At 44.3% G+C, this 24,366-nt stretch carries 21 protein-coding genes, 1 rRNA gene and 1 pseudogene; 18 read left to right on the forward strand and 5 right to left on the reverse strand.

The window, feature by feature from the left end; all coding sequences use genetic code 11:
• Positions 1-5 precede the first annotated feature (5 nt).
• The 7 genes from NST33_RS04185 to NST33_RS04215 all read left to right on the forward strand — a co-directional run bounded on the left by NST33_RS04185 (position 6) and on the right by NST33_RS04215 (position 4,926).
• Positions 6-578 carry an RNA polymerase sigma factor gene (locus tag NST33_RS04185; RefSeq protein ID WP_260632551.1) on the forward strand — a complete coding sequence of 191 codons (573 nt, stop codon included), beginning with the start codon at positions 6-8 and terminating at the stop codon, positions 576-578.
• Entirely contained in the window at positions 553-1,401 is an 849-nt protein-coding gene (locus NST33_RS04190) for a hypothetical protein (RefSeq protein ID WP_339182042.1), read from the forward strand. The genes NST33_RS04185 and NST33_RS04190 overlap by 26 nt, the downstream gene beginning before the upstream one ends.
• Entirely contained in the window at positions 1,382-2,257 is an 876-nt protein-coding gene (locus NST33_RS04195) for an ABC transporter ATP-binding protein (protein WP_339306888.1), read from the forward strand. Before NST33_RS04190 ends, NST33_RS04195 begins: the two co-directional genes overlap by 20 nt.
• The gene (locus tag NST33_RS04200; protein WP_339306890.1) at positions 2,254-3,321 is read left to right on the forward strand and encodes a hypothetical protein; all 1,068 of its coding nucleotides are present in this window, start codon (positions 2,254-2,256) and stop codon (positions 3,319-3,321) included. Before NST33_RS04195 ends, NST33_RS04200 begins: the two co-directional genes overlap by 4 nt.
• Positions 3,322-3,618: 297 nt before the next feature.
• Positions 3,619-3,825, forward strand: a complete 207-nt coding sequence (locus NST33_RS04205) for an effector binding domain-containing protein (RefSeq protein WP_339182050.1) — start codon at positions 3,619-3,621, stop codon at positions 3,823-3,825.
• A 214-nt stretch (positions 3,826-4,039) separates the two neighbouring features.
• The gene (locus NST33_RS04210; protein WP_221818783.1) at positions 4,040-4,489 is read left to right on the forward strand and encodes a hypothetical protein; all 450 of its coding nucleotides are present in this window, start codon (positions 4,040-4,042) and stop codon (positions 4,487-4,489) included.
• Positions 4,486-4,926 carry a hypothetical protein gene (locus NST33_RS04215; RefSeq protein WP_221818784.1) on the forward strand — a complete coding sequence of 147 codons (441 nt, stop codon included), beginning with the start codon at positions 4,486-4,488 and terminating at the stop codon, positions 4,924-4,926. The genes NST33_RS04210 and NST33_RS04215 overlap by 4 nt, the downstream gene beginning before the upstream one ends.
• A 100-nt stretch (positions 4,927-5,026) precedes the next feature.
• Here the strand turns inward: NST33_RS04215 and NST33_RS04220 are convergent, their stop codons facing one another.
• Positions 5,027-5,431, reverse strand: coding sequence for a CBS domain-containing protein (locus NST33_RS04220; RefSeq protein WP_047840578.1), 405 nt, complete (start codon positions 5,429-5,431; stop codon positions 5,027-5,029).
• Positions 5,432-5,608: 177 nt separating this feature from the next.
• Between NST33_RS04220 and NST33_RS04225 the strand changes: the two genes are divergently transcribed.
• Together NST33_RS04225 and NST33_RS04230 are read left to right on the forward strand one after the other, a co-directional pair.
• Positions 5,609-7,717, forward strand: a complete 2,109-nt coding sequence (locus NST33_RS04225) for a penicillin-binding transpeptidase domain-containing protein (RefSeq protein WP_221818785.1) — start codon at positions 5,609-5,611, stop codon at positions 7,715-7,717.
• A 134-nt stretch (positions 7,718-7,851) separates the two neighbouring features.
• Positions 7,852-9,032 (forward strand): annotated as a pseudogene (locus tag NST33_RS04230) (IS3 family transposase).
• A 75-nt stretch (positions 9,033-9,107) separates the two neighbouring features.
• On the opposite strand, the gene NST33_RS04235 reads toward NST33_RS04230, so the two are convergent.
• Positions 9,108-9,596 carry an SRPBCC domain-containing protein gene (locus tag NST33_RS04235; protein ID WP_221818786.1) on the reverse strand — a complete coding sequence of 163 codons (489 nt, stop codon included), beginning with the start codon at positions 9,594-9,596 and terminating at the stop codon, positions 9,108-9,110.
• Positions 9,597-9,976: 380 nt separating this feature from the next.
• Between NST33_RS04235 and NST33_RS04240 the strand changes: the two genes are divergently transcribed.
• The 5 genes from NST33_RS04240 to NST33_RS04260 all read left to right on the forward strand — a co-directional run bounded on the left by NST33_RS04240 (position 9,977) and on the right by NST33_RS04260 (position 14,991).
• Complete coding sequence (locus NST33_RS04240) at positions 9,977-10,393, forward strand: VOC family protein (protein ID WP_221818787.1); 417 nt, start codon at positions 9,977-9,979, stop codon at positions 10,391-10,393.
• Between the two features lie 286 nt (positions 10,394-10,679).
• Positions 10,680-11,855 carry an FxLYD domain-containing protein gene (locus NST33_RS04245; protein WP_339306896.1) on the forward strand — a complete coding sequence of 392 codons (1,176 nt, stop codon included), beginning with the start codon at positions 10,680-10,682 and terminating at the stop codon, positions 11,853-11,855.
• 14 nt (positions 11,856-11,869) lie between these two features.
• Positions 11,870-13,018 (forward strand): trypsin-like peptidase domain-containing protein, encoded by a 1,149-nt coding sequence (locus NST33_RS04250; protein ID WP_339306898.1) that lies wholly within the window; start codon positions 11,870-11,872, stop codon positions 13,016-13,018.
• Positions 13,019-13,138: 120 nt separating this feature from the next.
• Positions 13,139-13,738: a TetR/AcrR family transcriptional regulator gene (locus NST33_RS04255; protein ID WP_221818803.1), complete on the forward strand. Its 600-nt coding sequence runs from the start codon at positions 13,139-13,141 to the stop codon at positions 13,736-13,738.
• 32 nt (positions 13,739-13,770) lie between these two features.
• Positions 13,771-14,991, forward strand: a complete 1,221-nt coding sequence (locus NST33_RS04260) for an MFS transporter (RefSeq protein ID WP_221818790.1) — start codon at positions 13,771-13,773, stop codon at positions 14,989-14,991.
• Positions 14,992-15,092: 101 nt separating this feature from the next.
• Here the strand turns inward: NST33_RS04260 and NST33_RS04265 are convergent, their stop codons facing one another.
• The 3 genes from NST33_RS04265 to NST33_RS04275 form a co-directional block, all read right to left on the reverse strand.
• Positions 15,093-16,502, reverse strand: a complete 1,410-nt coding sequence (locus NST33_RS04265) for a glycoside hydrolase family 1 protein (protein WP_221818791.1) — start codon at positions 16,500-16,502, stop codon at positions 15,093-15,095.
• A gap of 42 nt (positions 16,503-16,544) precedes the next feature.
• Positions 16,545-18,443, reverse strand: coding sequence for a beta-glucoside-specific PTS transporter subunit IIABC (locus NST33_RS04270; RefSeq protein ID WP_221818792.1), 1,899 nt, complete (start codon positions 18,441-18,443; stop codon positions 16,545-16,547).
• Positions 18,444-18,627: 184 nt separating this feature from the next.
• Complete coding sequence (locus NST33_RS04275) at positions 18,628-19,488, reverse strand: PRD domain-containing protein (protein WP_221818793.1); 861 nt, start codon at positions 19,486-19,488, stop codon at positions 18,628-18,630.
• A 312-nt stretch (positions 19,489-19,800) separates the two neighbouring features.
• Between NST33_RS04275 and NST33_RS04280 the strand changes: the two genes are divergently transcribed.
• The 4 genes from NST33_RS04280 to NST33_RS04295 all read left to right on the forward strand — a co-directional run bounded on the left by NST33_RS04280 (position 19,801) and on the right by NST33_RS04295 (position 24,076).
• Positions 19,801-19,968: a DUF3934 family protein gene (locus tag NST33_RS04280; RefSeq protein WP_221818794.1), complete on the forward strand. Its 168-nt coding sequence runs from the start codon at positions 19,801-19,803 to the stop codon at positions 19,966-19,968.
• A 165-nt stretch (positions 19,969-20,133) separates the two neighbouring features.
• On the forward strand, positions 20,134-20,565 hold the full coding sequence (locus tag NST33_RS04285; protein WP_221818795.1) for a MarR family transcriptional regulator: 432 nt from the start codon (positions 20,134-20,136) through the stop codon (positions 20,563-20,565).
• A gap of 80 nt (positions 20,566-20,645) precedes the next feature.
• On the forward strand, positions 20,646-21,821 hold the full coding sequence (locus tag NST33_RS04290) for an ABC transporter permease (protein ID WP_221818796.1): 1,176 nt from the start codon (positions 20,646-20,648) through the stop codon (positions 21,819-21,821).
• 702 nt (positions 21,822-22,523) lie between these two features.
• A 16S ribosomal RNA gene (locus NST33_RS04295) occupies positions 22,524-24,076 on the forward strand.
• Positions 24,077-24,366 lie beyond the last annotated feature (290 nt).

Here is a 24,366-nt window from a genome sequence, read left to right on the forward strand (position 1 = left end):
GAGCGTTGAGTGATGAAGAGCTTATTCAAGAGATTCGCGAAGGTAGCCGTGCTGCCATGGAAGTACTGGTGAAACGGCATTATAAGTCGATATTTGCTTATGTTTACCGGAAAACCGGAGAGTACCATACTGCTTATGATCTAACACAAGAGGTATTTGTAAAAATGATGAATTCCTTGGACAAGTATCAGAACACAGGACAATTCAGTCACTGGCTACTGAAGATTGCAGTGAACCATTGTAGAGATTATTATCGTGGGCGGGAGTTCAAGCAGCAACAAAGAGAGAGTGAATTAACTGAGGATGCGTTCCCTGCCAGTGAACAACAGAATGTTTGGAATATTTTTCATAAGCGATTTCAGAATGAGCAAGTCAGGCGGGCTGTATTAAGTTTGCCTGATCACCAGCGAGATGCCGTCATTCTAAACTATTACAATGGATTGAAGATCAGGGAAGTTGCTGAACTTACGGGAACCAACGAATCGACCGTAAAGTCACGCATTCGATTGGGGATAACGAAATTAAAGGAGATTATTGTGGGAGGTGAACGTGATGAAAAGCAGAGGAAACGGAGATGAATCGAACCCTGTAGCAGAGTTGGAAATAGAAGAGTACAACGAAATTGCTTCATATCTGGATGAGTATCCGGTCGAATTTCCATCCGAGATGGAGATTGACAAGACAATTAGAATACTGGATACATATATGCCAGATCACATGAATGCTCATCTGAAACAAAAATCATCTGGGAATTCAGTTAAGGAATTGTTCCAGTTAGTTTATGGTGAGGTTGCTGTCTTCCACAAATCTTACTGGTTAGTCTGCTCAATGCTCTTGTTGTTCGGCTATTGGCTAGGTACCCACAGTACGACAGACCCGTACATGAGTGTGCTCTTTATAGTCCCTGTTCCATTTGTACTTGGTTTGCTAGAAGTTTTTAAAGGTCGAGATCAAGGGTTAATGGAAATCGAACTGACCTGCAAAATTACGGCACAGCAACTGATGCTTACCCGTCTAATCGTAGTGCTCATTGGGAATATGGCGTTTGTTTTTTTGCTTAATCTACTTATATCAAACGAAACAGGGGTTTCCATATCATGGAGTGCTATCGGCCTTTCGTATACACAGCTTATGATCGCAGCAGGTACAAGTCTATGGCTTGCGATGCGTGTCAGAGGTGGGACAGCCGTCAGTATCTTTTTAATTGTATGGTTCTCACTGGTTTGGCTTGTACTAAGTAATCCCGAATTGAAGACTCTACTTCAATCGATCCAGCCCACAGTACTTATAGCAATGGCTCTATGCGGAGTTTTACTATTAATCAGTCAGATCTATGAGATGGCAAGAAAATATACATTACAGACAGAAAGAGGTTACTCCTTTGATACTGACCATGGATAACGTATCCAAGAAATACAGGAACAAGTTGGCGGTAAAAGAAGTCTCACTGGAACTATCCAGTGGTGGTGTTTACGGTCTTCTTGGGCCGAATGGGGCAGGGAAGACAACATTGCTTCGCATGATTGTAGACATTTCCAAGCCCACGTCTGGACAAATTTTGTTGAACGGGCAGTCTATCCAAAACATGGGAGACCGTTATCGAAGTTTGTTGGGCTACATGCCCCAGCGATTTGGATTTTATAACCGATTCAGTGCTTATAAATTTCTCATGTATATGTGCTCTTTGAAAGGGCTCAGTATTAATCAAGCTTCAGCACGTGTGCAGGAAACGTTGGTGATGGTGGGTCTTGAAAATCAAGCACAACATAAAATCCGTACATTCTCCGAAGGAATGAAGCAGCGATTGGGAATTGCCCAAGCTTTGCTGAATGATCCACAAATTTTGATTCTTGACGAACCTACAGCTGGATTGGACCCCAAAGAACGCATTCGATTTCGTAACATTATCGGCGAGCTGGGAAGAGATCGTATTATCATGTTATCTACGCATATCATTTCTGATTTGGAGTTTTTATGTAAGGAGATGATTCTGATGAATGAAGGGCAACTCATCGCCAATAATACTCCGGAAGAGATCATGAACCGGATAAAAAATAACGTATGGAAAGCGAAATTAAATCCGCAGCAACTTGCTGATCTTACCTCTCATTTCAAAGTGAGTGGTTTGTCTTATGAGTCTGATGGAATCGTAGCCAGAATACTGGCCAAAGAACAGCCAGTCCCGCAAGCTGTACCAGAATCACCTCGGCTTGAAGATGTATATATGCACTATTTTGGAGAGGAGACGAAGTCTTGATTCGTTTAACTCAATTCGAGTTTTATAAAATTATAACGCGTAAAAGTATTGGTATAGCAATGTCTATTTTAATTGTTTTTCTAGTCGTATACTCATTTTGGAGGCATCCTGGGATAATGGATGGTTCCGCCTTTTACAAACCTTATGAAGGTGCTATTACAACAGAGAAGGTAAAAGTCGCACATAATCAATATGATTCCATTTGGGATAGTACAAAAAGTAGATACCAATATGGTGCTTTCTACGATATTGTGTTTTTTTCCCCAGAGACGATTAAAAACAGCACACGATATGATGATCGCGGCAACATCATGGAGCGTACAGTAAATGTATCCGAAATTTATTATAATAAACCTTGGGGCTACTTACTGGAATACATTGATCAATTTGGTGTAGTTTTTATGATGATTATGATTCTCCTAGGGCTGGCTCCAATATTTACCGAAGAATATGCACTAGGTACAGCATCATTACTGCGCAGCAGCAAAAGAGGCAAAAGCAAGCTTGTATCAGCAAAATGCATTGCTTCCATATTGTACGTTGTAATGTGTGCCGTTTTATTTACTGGTGTAAACTTGATTTTATATTGGTTAAGGTTTGGTAATCTGGCTGGGGCGAATACTTCCATACAGAGCGTGGGCATGTATGTTTACAGCTTTGATTATGAGTTCTCACCGTATACTTTTACTGCTTTTCAATATTATTTAGTTCAATTGTTTACTCATATAGCAGGTAGCTTGGTTTTTGCATCTATTGTTTTACTGGTATCGGTCCTCAGTTCTACATCCTTTATAGCTATAATTGTGAATACTGTGATAGTAGGTCTGCCATACTTGGCCTTTGACGTATTAAATTTAAATTCCGGGTCATTAAAGTGGGTCGAAAAATTTTCGATAAGTACCATGATACGGGTAACAGGGATTTATCAAACACCAACAAACTATTCCTTATTCGGACTGAATATGTCTTATTTAACCTTATATATAGTTGTGATGGCTTTCATTACGGTTTCAACTGTACTTGCCACATATCGTATATTCCACGGCCGAGAAGTGTTTTCTTGAGTGAAGCTATGAGTAATTCCTTTTTTTTGTGGAAATGAGGTTCGCAATCACTGCGGGCTTTTTTTATTTGCAGGAGTACTGGCACTATTTCCAATCTACTTACTCTTTTGATACAGTATCTGTAGGACATTCGGAGGTATATATCGTGTATGGAGCAATTCTTTCATGAATGGGTCATGGAGAACCGTGCCCCATCTCGCTCTCGGAGAGGAGTCCATCTAATGAATGTGAATGATAAGGTGATCGAACAACAGTCCCTTACCTTTGTGGGAATCAAACGAACATTATCTTGTGTGGATGGTGAGAATCTGTGAAGGTTTGGTGTCCATCGAACTTCCCGCGTCCCATTGGGTTGTATTTGAAGCGGATGAATTAAAGCCAGAGGCGATACAACGGTTGTGGCACCATATTATGGCAGAGTGGTTTCCTTCCACTACATATAAGCATGCAGGGATTCCGGAACTTGAAGTGTATAGAGGTCACGGCACACCTCCCCAAGTCTGAATACCTGTAGTTGTTCAAAAAGTCCGCTTTTGATTACGAAGGATGCCTGGAGGCATCATCAGCATCGAATATGGCATTCAGCCGAACTGTCCGTTGCTCACGTAGTTTCCCTACGCTCCGCTACTCCATTTCTACCGTCATCCCATCTTCTTGGTACTGAAAACCGCTCTTTTTGAACATGTATTATGAGCAAAATTGAATTAGGAGGCCTACGATGTTATCCAATAAAGTGATTGAACATTGCCAGGAGCAAGGCTGGTGGCATGAAGATGTTCCAGCAGCATACGAAGAAGCATTGCAAAAGCTGGAGATCGACTTTCAGTCGGAGTTCGCACAATTTTATTTACATGCAGAGGATGGTCCGACTTTTTACAGCAGGCATCAGGAGTTGTATCAGATCTGCTGGTTTATGGAGAACACCGTATATATGGAAGACATGAATGTAGCACAGCTTACACTGGGACTTCCCGAGGCGTATATTCCACTGGACAGTTTTGAAGGTGAGGGTGGATTTTTCTACAACCGTCAGACTGGAGAAGTGGTGCTGGTGGAACTGGGCGAATCGATCGAACGGTTTCTTAATGGCGAGAGTGAGCCGCAGTGGGCTGATTTCAATGCTTTTCTGGAGTGGTATTTCGTCCTGGAGGAGGAGACGGTGCAATGAAAGATCTAACACCGGAACATGCCGAACTGGAGCGACAAATTGTAGAAACGGTAGAAGCCGGTAATGTACTGGATGAGACGCAGCAGCATGAACAAGCACTTATCTATTATGATCAGGCATGGGACATGTTGCCCGAGCCGAAGATGGAATGGGAGATTGCAAGCTGGATCGCATCCTGCCATGCGAATGCACATATCGATCTGAAGCAGTATGAACTGGCGAAGCCGTGGGCTGAGATATCGTTAAGTACGCGGAGTTCGGATAGAAATACGAGTCCGTTGATCGATCTCGGCATGATCTGCATGAGACTTGAACAGCATAACGAGGCGTATTCGTATTTGCATCAGGCGTATGAGTTCGGCAGAGAGCGTGCATTTCAGGGAAGCCCGAGGGACGTGTTGAGTTATTACATTGAAGAGCGGGCTAAGCGCAAGTAGAGTGATTCCGACCATACCATGTACAAAAAGGGTACCCCGGTTTGGCCAAAATATCACCACTGGAGTACCCTTTCGATTATTACGGGATGTTTGGCTTCATCTAATCCGAAATGTTACGCGTATAGTATTCAATAATATCCTTACGACGGATAATACCGAGGAAGACACGATCGACATCCACCACGGGCACAAAATTTTGGTCTGCTGCAAGTGTCAGCATATCCTCCATTTCAGCCTCAATGAATACACATTCATTATATACCCGATTGTTAATCTCATGGACCTGAACCTGATCCATCGTATCAAAAGTCAATCCGGGTGTATTTCGCATTTTCCATAACAAATCGCCTTCGGACAGGGTAGCAACATATTTTCCATCCTGGTCAATCACGGGAATGGCGGTGTAGTGTTGCGATTCCAATTGCTCAATAGCATCTTTCATGGAAGCGGTAGACTTGATATAGGCCACTTCGGCTTTGGGGAGTAAAAAATAGCTGATTTCCATCATCGGGCTCCTTTTCAGCCTTTTGCATAGCAAAAAAGCTTTAGTATGTAATCTCACTCTCCTTATTTAAACATATTATGTGAGCTTTCGGCTATTTTTAATGATAAATTCGTCAGATTTGTTTCATTGTTTAAATGGCTCTGGAAATCTATAGTGTATATTAGAGGTGATGTAACCATGAAATCCAAACGTAAATTAATGTACGGACTGCTGCCCATCTTGTTTGCAGGTGGAATCGGAATGTATCTATACATGCAGAACAACAAAGAAGCAGAGGCCAAACCCCAGACTACCGTGAATCAGTACATAGAGCATCTGCAAAAAAAAGAATTTGACCAGTTGTACACCTTGATGACACCTGCTTCGCTGCAAGAGTCGGGCATGAACAAGGAACAATTTGTTGAGAAATACAATGCGATCTATTCGGGTATGGAAGTATCCACCGTCAAGGCGGAGGTTAAACCTGTGGATGTTGCCGAAACTGCTTCCGATGGCAGTAAGACCGATACAGAGAAACAAAACCCGGATACGTATGAGGTGGATTACAACCTGCAACTGACAACTTTTTTGGGTGAAGTCAGTGAGACGCATACATTGAAACTGGTCCGACAAGAGCTTGAGGACGGAGGGAAAAACTGGCAAATTAACTGGCAGCCTTCGCTGATCCTGAATGACATGGTTAAGGGCAGTAAGGTACGAGTGAGGACACTGTTCCCGGATCGTGGAGACATTGTGGATCGTGATGGTTTGCCGCTCGCTACCAAGGGCACGATGAATGAATGGGGAATTGTACCTGAGAAACTTGGTGATAACCCGGACCAGATGATTGCCCGAATTGCGAACCATTATCAGGTTTCGGAAGATGCCATTCATAAGGCGCTTGCGCAGACATGGGTGAAGCCGGAGTATTTTGTCCCGATTGGTTCAACGGAGGAGTTTGACGTACCAGAATCTTTAAGCGGGGTTACGATGCAAAGCAAGGAAATCCGCTATTATCCACTCGGCGAGGCGGCTGCGCACCTGATTGGTTACGTGCGCAAAGCCACCAAGGAAGATCTGGATAAGGATACGGAAGGGTATTATCGCGCCGAGGATTGGATCGGGAAAGCAGGTTTGGAGCAGTCCATGGAGAAGCAGCTGCGCGGTGAGCGTGGAGGTCTGATTGAAATCACGGATGAATCCGGTAACTCCCGCTCCGAGCTTATTCGCAAGGATGCTGTAGATGGACAGAATGTTCAGCTGACGATTAGCTCCAAGCAGCAAAAGAAATTGTATCAGACATTATCCAGCGGAGGAGACGCCGGTGCGATGGTTCTGATGAATCCGACGGACGGCAACCTGTTAGCGTTGGTCAGTGCGCCTTCCTATAACCCAAACAAGATGGTTACAGGACTTACTCAGGCAGAGTGGGATGCTTATTCGGCGAATGAGAAGCTTCCTTTTATCAACAGAGTCACTACCCGATACGCACCAGGATCAACCTTCAAAGCCATTACAGCCGCAGCAGGACTGATGGAGAAGGTGACCACAGCGGACAAAACCCATGATATCTCTGGCTTGCAATGGCGTAAAGACGATAGCTGGGGCGGTTATTATGTCAAGCGTGTGAAGAGTTTATCCCCAGTTAATATGGTCGATGCACTAGTATACTCGGACAATATTTACTTTGCCATGGAAGCGATTGAGATGGGCAGCGCCAAGTTTATTGATGGGATCCAGAAGTTTGGTTTTGGCGATAACTTTGGACTGGATGAACTGTATTTGAAGCCAAGCCAATATGCCAATGAAGCACATCTGGATCTGTCGTCTGAGGTGTTACTCGCTGATACGTCCTACGGGCAAGGGGAGATGTTGATGTCCCCGATTCATCTGGCGTCGTCATTTACACCTTTTATTAATGAAGGGAAACTAGTGAAACCTGTTCTGATCGAGGGAAAAGAAAGCACTGACCCTGAGGTAATCATTACTCCGGAAGCCGCAAATACGGTTAAGGATGCTTTGGGAGAAGTTGTTTCCCGGCAGGGAGGCACCGCCCATACCTTGAATTCAATACCTGGAGGACTCGCGGGCAAGACGGGAACAGCGGAACTGAAAGCAAAGAAGGGAGAGAAGGGGCAGGAAAATGGATTTTTCGTAGTGTTTGATACTGACTCTCCGACCTTCCTGTTATCCGCTGTAATTGAAGAGGTGAACGGCCGAGGCGGAAGCCACTATGTCGTGGATAAATTGAAGCCTTTTTTGGAAAAGTTGGAGATTGCGGATAAAGTAAACTTTGCAGACGAATAAAGTGTGCGAAGAAACAAAGTGAAGTTGTAAATAACAAAAAAACACCGGTGTGGTATTATCCCCTTTAAGTAGACACTTGAAAAAACCTTCATGTTATCATGAGGGTTCAAGTGACACTTGGAGGGGATATTTTTATGGCAAAAAAAGGACAAACATTTCAGACGTATACCGAAGAATTTAAATTGAATGCGGTTAGATCCTATGTCGAAGGGTCTTCAAGTTATAAAGTGGTAGCTGAACGCGAAGGAATTCGAAACTGTTCACAACTGAAGGTGTGGGTGAAAAAGTGGAAAAACGGGGAAGCGTTCGATGAGCGAAAAAACAATGTTCCGAATCCAATGAAAGGACGTCCCCGTACTGCCTTTAGCAGTGTAGAAGAAGAACGTGACTACCTTCAAGCACAGGTGGATTATTTAAAAAAGCGGTATCCAAATCTAGTAAAGGAGAAGCGCTGAGCCAACGGGAGAACTACGATATCATAGACGAATTGCGCTGCTCGCATAGCATTACACGCCTATTATCGATTACAGGAATACCCCGTTCCAGTTATTACAAATGGCGAGCAACACAGCCGCAGCGAGACGCAAGACAAGACCGTGATCGTGAGATCATAGAACACATGATGGCTATTCATTTTGCAAACCGAGAGTTTGGTTATCCTCGCATGACAACGGCGCTCTGGGAGGCTGGTCTGAACGTTAATCACAAGAAAGTATGGCGAATCATGCGGGAACTATCGATCCAATCGGTCATTCGTAAGAAGCGGAAGAAGTCCAGCTATACGCCATCTGTGATTTATCCGAATCGCCTGAAGCGCAAATTTCATGCCACAGCACCCCAGCAAAAAATGGTGACGGATATTACTTATATTTCGGATGGAAACACATTCGTTTATCTGTCTGTCATTCAAGACTTGTTCAACAACGAAATTGTAGCTTGGCAATTATCTAAACGGAACGATGTTCAGCTCGTATTGGATACGGTGGAACAATGGACACAAAAAAGAGACGTTTCGGAAGCCGTGCTCCATTCGGATCAAGGCTTCCAATACACGTCTCAGGCGTACAACACACGATTAGAAGCATTCGGCGTGAAGGGCAGCCACTCTCGCAAAGCAACCTGCCTGGATAACGCATGCATCGAATCCTTCTTTTCGCATCTCAAGACAGAGAAGCTGTACCTTAACCAGTGTAATTCAGAAGCAGAGATTCGACAAGCCGTGGAAGATTACATGTACCATTACAACTACCGACGATTTCAAGCCAAACTCAAACAGCGCGCACCGATTGAATATCGATGCGCGCTGGCAGCATAGCTTTTTTCATCTGTCTACTTGACAGGGGTAAGACCAGGTGACGGTGTTTTTTTGTCTGAGGCTATATCAAACGGTTTATATCTTTGATAGGTATTCGGTTAATTGATGGAATGTTCCAGTAAATCCGGTGTGTACCATCTCTTTTGAAGCCTCAAAAGTTTGATTTTCTTCCTCAGTTGGAGATACAGGTGCAACAATCATTTTAATGGTTGTTACACCTTCGTACTCGCTGAACAGCACAGTATTCAGAGTTTTCATAGGCCAGCTTTCGTCAAAGGGCGCACGGACTGTGTCACCTTTCTCATCAGAAAAGAAACTGGTGTACACGATTTTCTCTGATGAAATAATCTCACTGTACACAAATTTAACCCACATGGTGTCGCCATCATCAGGTTTCTGGTTGTAATGAAAGACACCGCCAGAACGAAAATCTGATTTAGCAACAGTAAATGTCCAACCTTTTGGGCCCCACCAGTTCTGCAGATGTTCTGATTCGGTAAATGCCTTAAACACAAGTTCACGTGGAGCATTGAAACGATAAGAGATTTCAACTTGATTTGACATTGTGTTTCCTCCAATAGGTTTAGGATAAAGTTCGCCATTATTTCCTTGCAGTAATCATAAAGCGTGCCGAGTTGGTACGAATGCCCTTTTCATCGTGATGTTCTTTCACCAACTGCTGGAATCGCTCGAAGTCAGTGTCTACCTTTCCGAAATCAGGAATGATGGGTGCATGGGCGAATAGGATCAAATTGGACAGACGTATCCCTTGATAGCTGGTACGCGTTTTGACCCAGCCCGACGACTAATTACTTCGAACCATTCGGAGCAACATCCATGTCACCTCACAAGTTGGAATATCATTAATTATATTCAATTGACAGCGTATACGCGAGGTGTTATTTTGAGGTGGAATCTATTCTATGAGTTCGAGGTGATCCAGGGTGGCTATTCGTGCTAAGCAGATTTTTGTCAATTTACCTGTTCAAGATTTGAAGAAATCCGTTGAGTTTTTTACCAAGGTGGGATTTGAGTTTGACGCCAATTTTACGGACGAGTCTGCTACTTGTATGATTATCGGGGATAATATTTATGCCATGCTTCTTGTGGAGGAACGTTTCCAATCCTTCATTTCGAAAAAAATCTCCAATGCCGCCGATACAACCGAAGTCATCGTTGCCCTGTCTGTAGATAGCCGTGAGCAGGTGGATGCGATTGTACAAGCTGCCCTCGATGCAGGAGCGAAGCCATCCAACGAACCACAAGATCACGGATTCATGTATGGATGGAGTTTTCAGGATCTGGATGATCATCTGTGGGAAGTTTCCTATATGGATCTCAGCGCTTTTCCTTCGGAGTAATAAAATGAAAATAACTAGAGCCTTCCTAGATTAATAGGAAGGTTTTTTTGCATCCAGTATGACTCGTTTAAACATGATATCTACAGAACATATGGTGTAATATTCCTTTTTGCTATATGATAATTATCGATTCATGTTGGTGTTTTTTAGCAATTGATGCGATAGGCGAACCCCGGGAAAGCGAAGTATACATATGTTCTTAAGTGGAGGGATCAGGGTGTATTGTCATGTATGTGGGACCAAAAACAGTCCGGCGGATAACACGTGCAGAAAGTGTAGAACCAAATTGAAAGAAACAAGCTCTACAGAGGAACAGATCTGGGCAGAAACAGCCATTGACTTGGATAAAGGAACGCAAAAAGCAATTGATTCGTTGTCCCGTCAGCAGCAACCAGCTTCCAAACAGGGAAATACGGGTCAAGGCCTTGCATTTAGCTGGATTATTCCCATACTTCTGGCAGTAGTTGTAGGAGCTTTGCTAACGTATTATTACAAGCAGGAAACAGGTATAAATGCAGAGGTTAAATCACTGCACCAACAGGCGGAACAGGCTGCACTAGAGGGAAAATATAAAGAGGCTCTCCAACTGCTGGACAGCGCTCTAACGAAACGACCGAACTATGATGCACTTATACAGGATCGGCAAATTACAGCGAAGGCGTTCAACTTGATGAATCAGTTGGATGAGGCGTCCACAAGTCTGAAGACAGGAAAGCTGTCCGCAGGAGACAAGACCATTCAGGCTGTAGCCAAAGCGTTGATGGAGCGGGAAGAACCTGTTTTTGCCAAAGTGCGTGCCGCATTCAACAACAGAAAGGTAACACTGGCCGTATTGAAGGTGAAAAAGGAAATCGACAGTTTGACAACAATTGAGGCACTAGCCGAGAAGTTGGACACCATATCAGACTTGAAAGGCAAGGAAGCTGAGACAGTAGAGAAGCAAATTGTCGACAAGCTCGCAAGCATAAGTTATAAAGAGGCGGAACAGCAAGTAAAGCAAAAGAATTTCACAATTGCGTTACAAACGGTCGACCAGGGATTGTCCTATGCGCCGGAAAATGAAAAACTGACTTCGTATCGTGAACGGGTGCTCAGTGAAAAAAAGGCATTTGAAAAAGCGGAAGCGGATCGGATTCAACTGGCGGAGCAACAGGCTGCAGAAGAAGATCTGATGAATCGAACGGCGGCAGTAAGTGTCGTGAACGTTGATGCGACGCTTGATATGTACGGGGATCTTTATATTAGCGGTTCATTGATCAATAATGCAACTCGTCCGATCTCTTCCGTTACAGTTTTGATTGATATATATGATATAGACGGTATATACCTGGGCCAAACTTATGCAGATGTGTATCCAAACTGGCTGGATGTGGGGGAAGAAGGTTTTTTTGAAACCTATTATTATGGTGTGTACGAGGAAGCGGAAATCTCTGTTGTGAATGCAACGTGGTATCTCGAATAGGAGGACAGGTTGGAATGGCCAAACGAACATGGAGTACGATCATATCCAGTGCTATTATCATTGGTGCTGGAGCAGGAGGCGTGTTCTGGATACACCAGCATTCAGCAGATCAGTTGCAGGATGGGCCCAGACTGGCAGTTGTTGCCGCGAAGGAAACGGAAAATGCGGTAGCGACGACAGCCTCCAAGCAACCTGTGAAGAAGACACGCAAACAGATTATAGAAGAAAGTCAGAAGAAAGTCGTAACGATCGAGAGTAACAGCGGACTGGGCTCCGGTTTTCTTTACAATGATCAGGGAGATGTCGTGACCAATGCACATGTGGTGGAGGGGGCGAATGAAGTAACTATTCGGACCTTGAACCATGAGGAATATAAGGGGACGGTTATTGGTATTGGGGATGAAACAGACGTAGCTGTGGTCAGGGTTCCTGATTTGAAAAAAGTTAAGCCGTTAATCATCGCCAAATCCAAAGCTGAGACCGGAGACGAGATTCTGGCATTGGGTAGTCCACTTGGGCTAGAGAACACCGTAACAACCGGAATCATCAGTGGGTTGGGGCGTAGCTTTGAAATAGCGCCTTACATCTATAGTAACCTCTATCAGATCTCGGCACCAATAACCCATGGCAACAGTGGTGGACCACTCATTAGTGCGGAGACTGGTGAAGTGATCGGCATTAATTCGGCGGTCGTGGAACAGGAGGGGGGAATAGGATTCAGTATTCCTATGACTAGTGTGCTCAAGCAGGTTCAGGCATGGTCCAAAAATCCTTCTGGCACAACGTCGGTGCGGACGGCTGGAGATACTCACTTGGGTTCAGCCACTAAGACATTGCAAGCAGAAGGAATTGTAACGGACTTTTATGCAAGTCTTAATCTGAGTGATTATGTCACCGCTTATGCACTGCTCGGAAGCGAGTGGCAGAGTGCTACAACATATGCCAAGTTCAGAGAAGGATATCTGAATACAAGTGAGGTGACCATCAGTGAGGTATCCTCAGTTAATAAAGGCGATGACGAGATGGAAGTGAAGGCAATGATTACAGCAAATGAACGCAAAGATGGGGAATATATACTATCGCAATATCGGGTCGAGTATCAGTTGGGTTATGAGAATGGTCAACTGAAAATATTGCATGGTAAAGGTAAAAAAGTGAAATGATTGTTGAGGGAGAGTAGGCATGCGTGCCAATTCTCCTTTTTCATTGCTTATATTGGGTGCATCTGTTAAAATACAGAACGAATGTTCAGTATGGATGGGACGGAGTGAAATGGAATGAATATGAATAAAAAACAACTACAGACTGAGCAGACCAAGAAGAAACTTGCGGATGCTTCCAAAGCCCTTTTTGTACAAAAAGGTTATAAAGCAACGTCCATTGAGGATATTGTAGCTGCGACGGGCAGCAGCAAAGGCAATATATATTACCATTTTAAAAGTAAGGAAGGTCTGTTCCTTTATCTAATCGATGAGTGGGACCGGGAGTGGGAAGAGAGCTGGGCGGCCAAAGAACATCTCTATCGCACCTCCACGGAGAAAATTTATGGTTTGGCGGAACAACTCGTCATGGATGATATGAATCACCCGCTGACGAAGGCAGCTGATGAGTTCTTCACAGGGGAAAAGAAAGAAAATGATATTGAGGAGCGGATCTCCTTAATGTTTGAGCGGCATATTCAATTTAATAAACAAATGATAGAGCAAGGCATTGAGAGCGGTGAGTTCAAAGCAGACAATGAAGATAATCTCGCGCTCATATTGGAAAGTACCATTATTGGCCTTAGTCAGATGTCACGGGGGATGGAGCCTGATCAGGCTCTTGCGTTATACCGCCAGGCCGCTAGTGTATTCTTGCACGGGATTGCAAAAGATAAAGCTTAAGCAACATTTTGACAACTACGGAGGATGGAATCATGGCATTACTAACACGGAACAGGGGCGCACTGCTGCTGTTAATGTTTAATATTTTTCTCGTTTTTACGGGTATTGGTCTGGTTGTACCGATCATGCCTGCGTATATGGATCTACTGCATATCACCGGATTCACGGTTGGATTGCTGGTAGCGGCATTTTCCTTCACCCAGTTTCTGTTCTCCCCGCTTGCGGGTCGTTGGTCGGATACATGGGGACGTAAGAAAATTATAGTCGGCGGCATGCTGATCTTTGCTGTATCGGAGTTTATGTTTGGTGCGGTCAATGCACCAGTCTTGCTCTTCGCAGCCCGCATGTTAGGCGGTATTGGTGCGGCGATGATCTTCCCGGCGGTTATGGCTTATACCGCAGATATTACAACAGAGGAAGAACGCGGTAAAGGTATGGGCTTGATTAATGCAGCCATTACAACTGGATTTATCATCGGTCCGGGAATTGGTGGATACATTGCGGACTTTGGCATTCGAATTCCGTTCTACGCCGCAGGGGTTGCCGGTTTATTGGCAGCGATCATTACAATGATTATCTTGCCTGAATCGGCACGAAGCACAGGAGAGCAAAGTAAACCTGTCGCTGGCGCAGTGAAAGTCAAAGCTCCGGGTATGGTAGCCCAATTGTTGAATTCGTACCGTGAGCCATACTTTTTCAGCTTGATCATTGTGTTTGTTATGGCATTTGGTCTGGCGAACTATGAGACAGTATTTTCACTGTTTGTGGATCACAAGTTTGGTTTCACGACGAAAGATATTGCATTCATTATTACATTTGGTTCCATTGCGGGTGCGGTTGTGCAAGTATCATTGATCGGTTGGTTGCTCAACCGGTTTGGTGAAAAGATGGTCATTTCGGTCTGTCTGTTATTCGTAGCGGTATTTGTACTGTTGACTTTGTTTGTGCATACGTACTGGCTCATTCTTGTTGTAACTTTTATCGTCTTCTTGGGAATGGATATCTTACGTCCGGCGATCAGTACACAGATGTCCAAATTGGCACAAGAACAACAGGGCTTTGTGGCCGGACTGAACTCGGCCTACACAAGTTTGGGGAATATCGCAGGTCCAATCGTAGCTGGAGCACTATTTGATGTGAATATTAATTATCCTTACGTTTCGGCAGCAGCCGTTTTGGCGATCTGTTTCCTGTTATCTCTACGGGTACTCAGAGGGGCCAAAGCGGTAAAACAACCGAAGGCTGAAATGTAATTTTATAATTGGAAAATAAAGCTTCCATATCAATGCATCAACACCAAAAAAGTCGACTACACCTGTTTCATGTGCAGTCGACTTTTTTATTAGTGCGTGTATTAACGGATTTCTCCATTCGTTTCAATCAGTTTTTGATACCAGTGGGAGCTCTGTTTGCGGATACGTCTCAATTCCTTGATATCGAATTCCTCACGATCCACATAGATGAATCCATAACGTTTGCTTGACCCTTGATGTGTACTCACCAGATCGATCGCAGACCAAGGGCAGAAGCCAAACACATCCACGCCGTCCGTAATCGCCAGTTGAATCTGTTCGATATGTTTATTGAAGAATTCAATGCGATACGGATCGTTAACCACGTCACCTTCCTCCAGTTTATCAAAGGCACCCAGACCGTTTTCCGTAACAATCAATGGCAGATGATAACGGGAGTAGATCTGGCGAAGGGTAGAGCGGAAGCCCACGGGATCAATTTCCCAACCAAACTCCGTTTTTTGCAGATTAGGATTCACAGATCCTCTATATGCGCCCGGTTCACCTACGATTTCGTGCTGATCTCCTGTATGGGAGAAGTCATTACCATCGTTCAGACTTTCACCAACCGTCTGGGAAGTATAGTAGTTAAACGCAATAAAATCAGGGTTTCCTTGAGCCAGGATGTCCATATCCCCGTCTTCAATGACAGGCGTGTATCCTTTCTCTTCGAGATAACTCCAGGCAATATGATTATAACGCCCATATACCGCCATATCGAGATAGAGCCAGTTACGAATGGCAGCATAGTTATCAGCCGCGAGTGTGTCTTCTGGTTTGGAGCTAGCCGGGTAAATTACACCGATATTAGGAGCTGGGCCAATCTTGGCTTCAGGCAGCATTTCATGACACAGGACCATCGCTTTAGCTTGAGCAACCAGCATGTGGTGATTTTGCTGATACAGTGTTTTTTGCGGATCAACAAGTGTTGTATCCAGTGTACCCAGAGAGCCAGGATGCAGGATCAGCATATTTTGTTCGTTAATGGTCAACCAATATTTAACCCGGTCTCCGTAGTTCTCATAAAGGGTCTTGGCATATTGTTCAAAAGCATCAATCGTTGCACGGTTGGACCAGCCGCCTTTTTCTTCAAGTGCATAAGGAAGATCGAAGTGATACATCGTCACTATGGGTTCAATACCGTATTTAATTAACTCATTAATGAGAGAATCGTAAAACGCGAGCCCCTTCGGATTTACTTCACCCGCTCCTTGCGGATAGATGCGTGTCCATGCGATGGAGAAACGGTAGGCTTTGAAGCCCATTTCAGCCAGCAACGCCACGTCTTCTTTGTACATATGATAGTGATCACTGGTTACCTTGAAGTCGGTCACACCTTCCACATGGTTGCCCATGTCGATAACAGAAGGGCCTTTACCATCTTCATTCCAGGCTCCCTCAATCTGATAGGCAGAGGTTGAACCTCCCCAGAAAAAATCTTTAGGAAATGGTTTCAGTTGAGTATGTTTCATGGTTAGTTCCTCCTAAGTTGAATTCGTATAATATAAGTTGTGTCAGACAACGAGAGTCAAAAGGACATCATTTTTCTGTACATGTTCTTGAGTTGTTTCGAACACATCCACTTCTTGCTGCGTAAGAGTAACAATGACAGGGGTTACGGTTTCGTATCCGGCTTCCTTGATCTTATCGATGTCAAACCGGATTAACAGATCGCCCTGTCTGACGATATCCCCTTCCTGAACGACAGGAGAGAAGTATTTTCCCTTTAGCGCTACTGTATTGATGCCAATATGAATCAGAATTTCCGTTCCTGCGTTAGTTGTTAATCCAATGGCATGTCCAGTCGGGAAGAGGGAAGTGACAACACCATCTACCGGAGCGACAACTTCACCAATCTCAGGGACAATCGCCAAACCTTTGCCCATAGCACCAGTTGAAAAGGCTGGGTCGTTAATGGTACTCAGTGCTAAGGCTTTACCTGTAAGTGGGCTATAAATTTGTTCTTTCTTGATCTCCGTTGTTTTGGTCTCAGGTACGACAGGAAGCTCTACCGGCGTACTTTCAGCCGATGTGCTGGAGACAGATTCATTTTTCTCGGAAGCTGTGTCTTTCGTTTTGCTTTCATAACCAAACATCACCGTTAGTACTGCTGCTACCGCAAAGGAGCAGGCAATCGCAATTACGTAGACAACCGTTGGTGTATAGACAGGAATGGCAAATATATTGTGGAACACATAAGCAGTCATTTTAACACCAAAGTGACCATTGATGGCACCGCCGATCGCACCTGCGATAACCACGATAGGAATCACACGTTTATAACGCAGGATCAAACCGTATACAATTGGTTCAGTGACTCCTGCAAGTAAACCTGTAAGGCTGGTTGAACCAGCAAGAGTGCGCAGGGTTTTGTTCTTTTTGGCTTTTAGGAAAATACCGAAGGCTACACCGATTTGTGCAAATACAGCTGCAGCAGCCATGGCTTCAATCGGATCGCCGCCAACCCCGATATTCTGTATCGTGATTGGAGTAAAGCCCCAGTGGAGTCCAAAGACAACCATGAAGGTCATGAATCCACCGAGTACAACCCCTGATAATATACCGCTGACACCAATGAGCCAAGTTACGCCGGAGGAGATCCAGTCACCTACCGTGGTGCCAAATGGTCCAAAGGCCATTGCGGACAGAGGAACCATAATCATCAAAGCAATCATTGGTACAAGGAACAATTGCAGGTCTTTCAAAATGATTTTCTTGAGTAACTTATCCAGAACAGCGTAGATACTAATCGATATGAAGATTGGGAATACGCTGGCTGAATAATTCATCATCACGACTGGTATACCCAGGAACGATACATCTGAGCCCTTATCCATCAGCCTGGTGAAGCTCGGTTCCATCAGAGCGGCACCAATTACGCCAGCTACATAAGGATTTGCTTTCAGCTTCATACCCAGTGTAATCCCAAGGAAGATGGGCAAGAAATAAAATACAGCGTTGCCGGCAGCGGATAAAATCAGGTATGTGTCACTTGTATCAGACATCCATCCAAGCATGGTCAGGACAGTCAGCAAAGCTTTTAGCATACCTGATCCTGCCATGGCCGGGATTAACGGCGAGAAACTTCCGGATATAATTTCAAAAACTTTGGATAATAGCGAGGTTTTTTCCCCTGTGGACTCAGTCGTTGAGGAGGAGTCTCCTCCGAAATCCCGGTTTTTCATGATCTCGGCATATACATGAGCCACGTTACTACCGATGACCACCTGGAACTGGCCGCCGCTTTCGACCACGGTAATAATACCATCGTGTTTTTCCAACGTTTCGCGTTCGGCCTTTTTCGAATCTTTCAGGTCGAATCTCAGCCGGGTCGCACAGTGGACAAGACCATTGATATTGGCTTCTCCGCCGACGAGACGAACGATGTCATCCCCCATTTTTTTATGATCCATGTTCATTCTCCTTTGTTGTTAAGATTGCCTGAAAACAAAAAAATACCTAAACGAATGGCTATGATCATCGGAAAGATGACCTGTTGCCAATCATTTAGGTATCGCCTGCTTGAGCAGTAACAATCCTTGTCGTTAAGTTGTGAGACCTACTATATATGACGCCGAAATCGTTTGCAAGCTTTTTTTATTCCGCGTCGAGAAGATCGTTACGGGAAGTGACACGTTGAATATGGATCGTCAAATACACCTTTTCATCAATGGACATGGCACTTTCAAACTTGTCTTCAAGGTACTGATTGATTAATTGGGTGCACTGAAAAGCAGTGCTATATTTGTCCTTCACTTGCTCATACAGAAAGTTATCTCCTGAAGCAAATTGCTCCTGTTCATTACTCAACATTCGCTGCACAAAATATTGAAGATGGGTAATAAACCGGGAATAATTAAATGAATTTTCATCCAGGGCGATGTGGTAATGGTTGGTCACAATGTTGAAGATATCATCAATAATTTCAGTAATTTCAACGGTTTGTTTCATGCCTTGAGCATCTTGACGAGCGTTTACAAAATGCATCGCAATAAAGCTGGCCTCATGTTCATCCATTTGGATGCCGAATTGTTCCTGAATCAGCTCCACAGCGTTCATGCCAATCCCAAACTCCTTCTTGTAAAACTTCTTGATCTGCCACAAAAGAGAATTCTTCAGCCCGACGGATTTACGGTACCGGGTAATAGCAAACTGAATATGATCGATCAATGATATATAGATATTATCACTAAAAATATCGCCCATTTCCTGTTTGGCATGGCCCACAATTTCGTCTGCCAACTTCAAATATTCAACCGATGTTTCCCCAATCAGATCAATTAGTTTTTGCGGTATTTTATCCGATTTCAGCACAAAGGTTTTTTCGATTTTATCCTCATCCACAGGCTGTCCGTTTTTCTTTTTGAAGCCAAGACCGTTGCCAATGACAACAAATTCGTGACCAACCTGGTTCTCAGCCCGGATGACATTGTTGTTAAAAATCTGACGGATGATCATATATGTGTTTCACCTCAATTGGTCGTAATAATAACAAAAAACCCAAACTAAGGCTTAATAGACAGCCTTGGTTTGGGTATCGCCTGCTTACCAGTAACAATCCCGAAGAAGACGCAGCTTCCTCTTTCAATTATGTCCACTATACCGCTTTCATAACAGAATAACAATACAATGATTTCTGGAAATGGACGTAAAGACGTGGATTTTTGGTATAATAAGAAATGCTGGAAGTGAATTAGATGGGCTGGGTTGCATAATAAGTTACCGAGGACGGTCATTTTTAAGCATATACAGGATTATTGGAGTGATAACATGAGCAATGCAAAAGGAAAAGGCGGCACCGGCCGTGGTACGGGGAAAAAAGGCTGGAACCGTTGGCAAGCCGCTGCTAACCGGGCGAAAAGTGCACCGAAGCCTTATAAAAGTAAAGGTACAAAGAAGAAGGACGATACCGAAAATTCAAGTGGCAAGCCCGAGTAAGTATGGCTTGACGATGCCAGAGGAGAGAGCTGCCTGACTAACGGGTGGGTCTCTTTTTGCTTGAAAAGATAAAAAATTAAATTGACAGTAGTGTAAATATGGTAATAATATAGAGCTTACGCAAATTAGATGGTAGTGCTACTATATAGAGAAAGGAGCATCAGCATGCCTGTTAATATGGATGAAAATCCACTTGGACTGATTCTTTCACGGACGTATCTGGCATATAAAAAAACAACAACCAGAAATCTGAGTGAACAGGATATTACTCCGGAACAATTTGCAGTTCTGAATGAATTGAGCAAGGCGGGAAGCCATATATCACAGAAAAAACTGGCCGAATTAACAGTGCGGGACCAGACAACGGTAGGCAAAATTATAGACAAGTTGATTCGTAAAGGTCTGGTGACAAGAGAAGAAGATCCACAGGACCGCAGAGCGGTTTTGCTTTGTTTGACGGCGGAAGGAATGGAAATGAATAACATTTTGACACCAAAGGCAAAACAGCAAGAGCAAGTGGCACTCGCCGAATGTTCCCCTGAAGAGCTCGAAGTATTCATGAATGTGATGAATCGCATCTATGAAAAAATGAAATAAATTTTTTTGGCCAAATATGTGCATGTGCATATATATGTAGTGCAATTATTTTAATTTTAACTAACGGGAGTCGTGAACGAATGAAAAGCTTCAAAGATTTTCTTAAAGTGCCACAGACAAAAATAGGGTTGGTTTTTGCATTGGTTGTTCCGCTGTTATTTGTTGTGATCTGGATGACGGGTTATCATCAAGCCACGGAGAGAGTGGATCAACTTCAAGTTGCTCTGGTGAACGAAGATGGGACACAGGGAACTGAGGTGCAGAAGCAGATTGAAACGCTCGCGCCTTTCCATGTCAATGTACTGGGTTCTGCCGAGGAAGCTGAGCAACAGATGAATGCAGGTAACTATGCGATGGTTATTGTTATTCCGGAAGGATTTACTGACCAGATTGAAGGCGGTACAGAGACGAGTTTGTCCTTCTATATTAATCAAGGAAATGCCGATGTAGCCAAATCCATTGTGGAACACGCGGCGACTGGAATGACTGCACAAATGGGACAAGGGATTCTGGAATCCAAGGTTCAAGTGACACTCAATAATGATAGTATAAACAGCGATGAACTGAGTGCAGCTATTGGACAAGCGATGGCAAAGATGAATGAAGGGCCTGTGAAGGCTGAAATTAATAAAACGAACAGCGTAAGTGATTTTGCAACATCGATGCTGCCCATGATTCTGGGTTTTATCACCTACATTGCTTCAATGACCATGAATATTCAGTTCAATATTACATCGAATATCATGAAGCGTAACCATTCCAAATGGGAAATCTTCTGGGGACGGCAAATGTTGTTATTATGTATAGCAGTGATCGTTCCTCTGATTGTGGACACAGTAGCTCTTCAGTTCACGGATGTTTCGAGCTCCTTCGGCGCTTTGTATCTGTATCATGTGCTGGTGAGTCTGGCTTGTATTTGTTTTACACAGATGAGTTTTGCTCTGTTTGGCAATGCAGGCCCTCTATTTAATGTAGCGATGGTTCCACTCCAGTTGATGACTGCAGGAAATATCATTCCAGCCGAGATGCTGGCGCCATTCTATCGTTATATAGGAGACTTTCTGCCCGCTTCCAATGGGGTACAGGGATTTATGCGTTTGATCTATAGTGGAGAAGCAGTGGGTGGATACATGGTTCATCTTCTGTTGATCTCGATTATTACATGGGGGATTACGTTGCTGCGAGTTGGCTTGCAAAAAGCAGGTAATGGACAAATGACGATGACGCCTCCAGCATCAGCACAGGCACAACATTAAGAGTTTCCTTCTATATATAATGTAATAACACACAAGAAAGTGGTTCGCGTATAGCTTTATACGTGCATCACTTTTTTTGTTTATCTTCTATAATACCTCTACTTATACTCGTAGTAACTTACAGTGCTCCAGTAATCTTGCATGACCTTGAGAAAAGGAAAACCTAAATTGAACATATTAATGAAGCTAAAATATATCAGAGGAGATGTAGGCTAATAATTTTAAAATCAATTAGACATGTATTGTGATGTTATGAATGGAAAGAATGTCATTTAAACTATAATAAACTTTACACTGAGATAGGAGAGCAACGCGGTGGAGGTAGTTGATTTGTAGTAAAATAAATTTTATTAAATAAAGTATTGTAATTAATATCTATACGTGATATATTATTAGTCCGGCCAAGAAAACACGGTTTAACACTGGTGCGGCAAGCGAATTGAATTAAGCTTCGAAAGAAACTTAAAAAAAGAGCTTGCAAAGTTGGTTCGGACATGATATTATATAAGAGTTGCTGAAGAGAACGACATTCGGTAACGAAACAAGTTTGATCTTTGAAAACTGAACAACGAGTGAGTAAACATTCTGCTTGCAGAATGAACGCGAAAGTTTGAAACAAGCCTTGGCTTGAATCGACTGGAGCACAAATGAGATTTTTAATCTCGTCAGATTCAAAATGAGCTTATCGCTCTTTTCAATACTTTATTGGAGAGTTTGATCCTGGCTCAGGACGAACGCTGGCGGCATGCCTAATACATGCAAGTCGAGCGGACTTGAAGAGAAGCTTGCTTCTCTGATAGTTAGCGGCGGACGGGTGAGTAACACGTAGGCAACCTGCCCTCAAGTTTGGGACAACTACCGGAAACGGTAGCTAATACCGAATAATTGTTTTCTTCGCCTGAAGGAAACTGGAAAGACGGAGCAATCTGTCACTTGGGGATGGGCCTGCGGCGCATTAGCTAGTTGGTGGGGTAACGGCTCACCAAGGCGACGATGCGTAGCCGACCTGAGAGGGTGATCGGCCACACTGGGACTGAGACACGGCCCAGACTCCTACGGGAGGCAGCAGTAGGGAATCTTCCGCAATGGGCGAAAGCCTGACGGAGCAATGCCGCGTGAGTGATGAAGGTTTTCGGATCGTAAAGCTCTGTTGCCAGGGAAGAACGCTTGGGAGAGTAACTGCTCTCAAGGTGACGGTACCTGAGAAGAAAGCCCCGGCTAACTACGTGCCAGCAGCCGCGGTAATACGTAGGGGGCAAGCGTTGTCCGGAATTATTGGGCGTAAAGCGCGCGCAGGCGGTCATTTAAGTCTGGTGTTTAATCCCGGGGCTCAACCCCGGATCGCACTGGAAACTGGGTGACTTGAGTGCAGAAGAGGAGAGTGGAATTCCACGTGTAGCGGTGAAATGCGTAGATATGTGGAGGAACACCAGTGGCGAAGGCGACTCTCTGGGCTGTAACTGACGCTGAGGCGCGAAAGCGTGGGGAGCAAACAGGATTAGATACCCTGGTAGTCCACGCCGTAAACGATGAGTGCTAGGTGTTAGGGGTTTCGATACCCTTGGTGCCGAAGTTAACACATTAAGCACTCCGCCTGGGGAGTACGGTCGCAAGACTGAAACTCAAAGGAATTGACGGGGACCCGCACAAGCAGTGGAGTATGTGGTTTAATTCGAAGCAACGCGAAGAACCTTACCAGGTCTTGACATCCCTCTGACCGGTACAGAGATGTATCTTTCCTTCGGGACAGAGGAGACAGGTGGTGCATGGTTGTCGTCAGCTCGTGTCGTGAGATGTTGGGTTAAGTCCCGCAACGAGCGCAACCCTTATATTTAGTTGCCAGCACTTCGGGTGGGCACTCTAGATAGACTGCCGGTGACAAACCGGAGGAAGGTGGGGATGACGTCAAATCATCATGCCCCTTATGACCTGGGCTACACACGTACTACAATGGCCGGTACAACGGGCTGCGAAATCGCGAGATGGAGCCAATCCCAACAAAGCCGGTCTCAGTTCGGATTGCAGGCTGCAACTCGCCTGCATGAAGTCGGAATTGCTAGTAATCGCGGATCAGCATGCCGCGGTGAATACGTTCCCGGGTCTTGTACACACCGCCCGTCACACCACGAGAGTTTATAACACCCGAAGTCGGTGGGGTAACCGCAAGGAGCCAGCCGCCGAAGGTGGGATAGATGATTGGGGTGAAGTCGTAACAAGGTAGCCGTATCGGAAGGTGCGGCTGGATCACCTCCTTTCTATGGAGAATCGTTTCCCGAGTGGAAACATTCAAAACTGCAGCTTAGCTGCAAAACACTCACTCGTTGCTCAGTTTTGAGAGCTCAAACTCTCAAACAGCTTGCTTTTGCATGGAGCTTGTTCTTTGAAAACTAGATATCGAAACGAAACAAACGCGAATTAGAACATTCCTTTAAGCTGAACTTGTGCAAACAAGTCAAGTGTATAAAGGTAGTTAAATTGCTTTTGTGATGGTATCGGGTGAGAGTGACTTTTGGCTTTGCGCAAGCAAACCAAGGGAAGCGAACGA

The sequence above is a fragment of the Paenibacillus sp. FSL L8-0435 genome (assembly GCF_037965655.1).
Taxonomy (GTDB): Bacteria; Bacillota; Bacilli; order Paenibacillales; family Paenibacillaceae; genus Paenibacillus.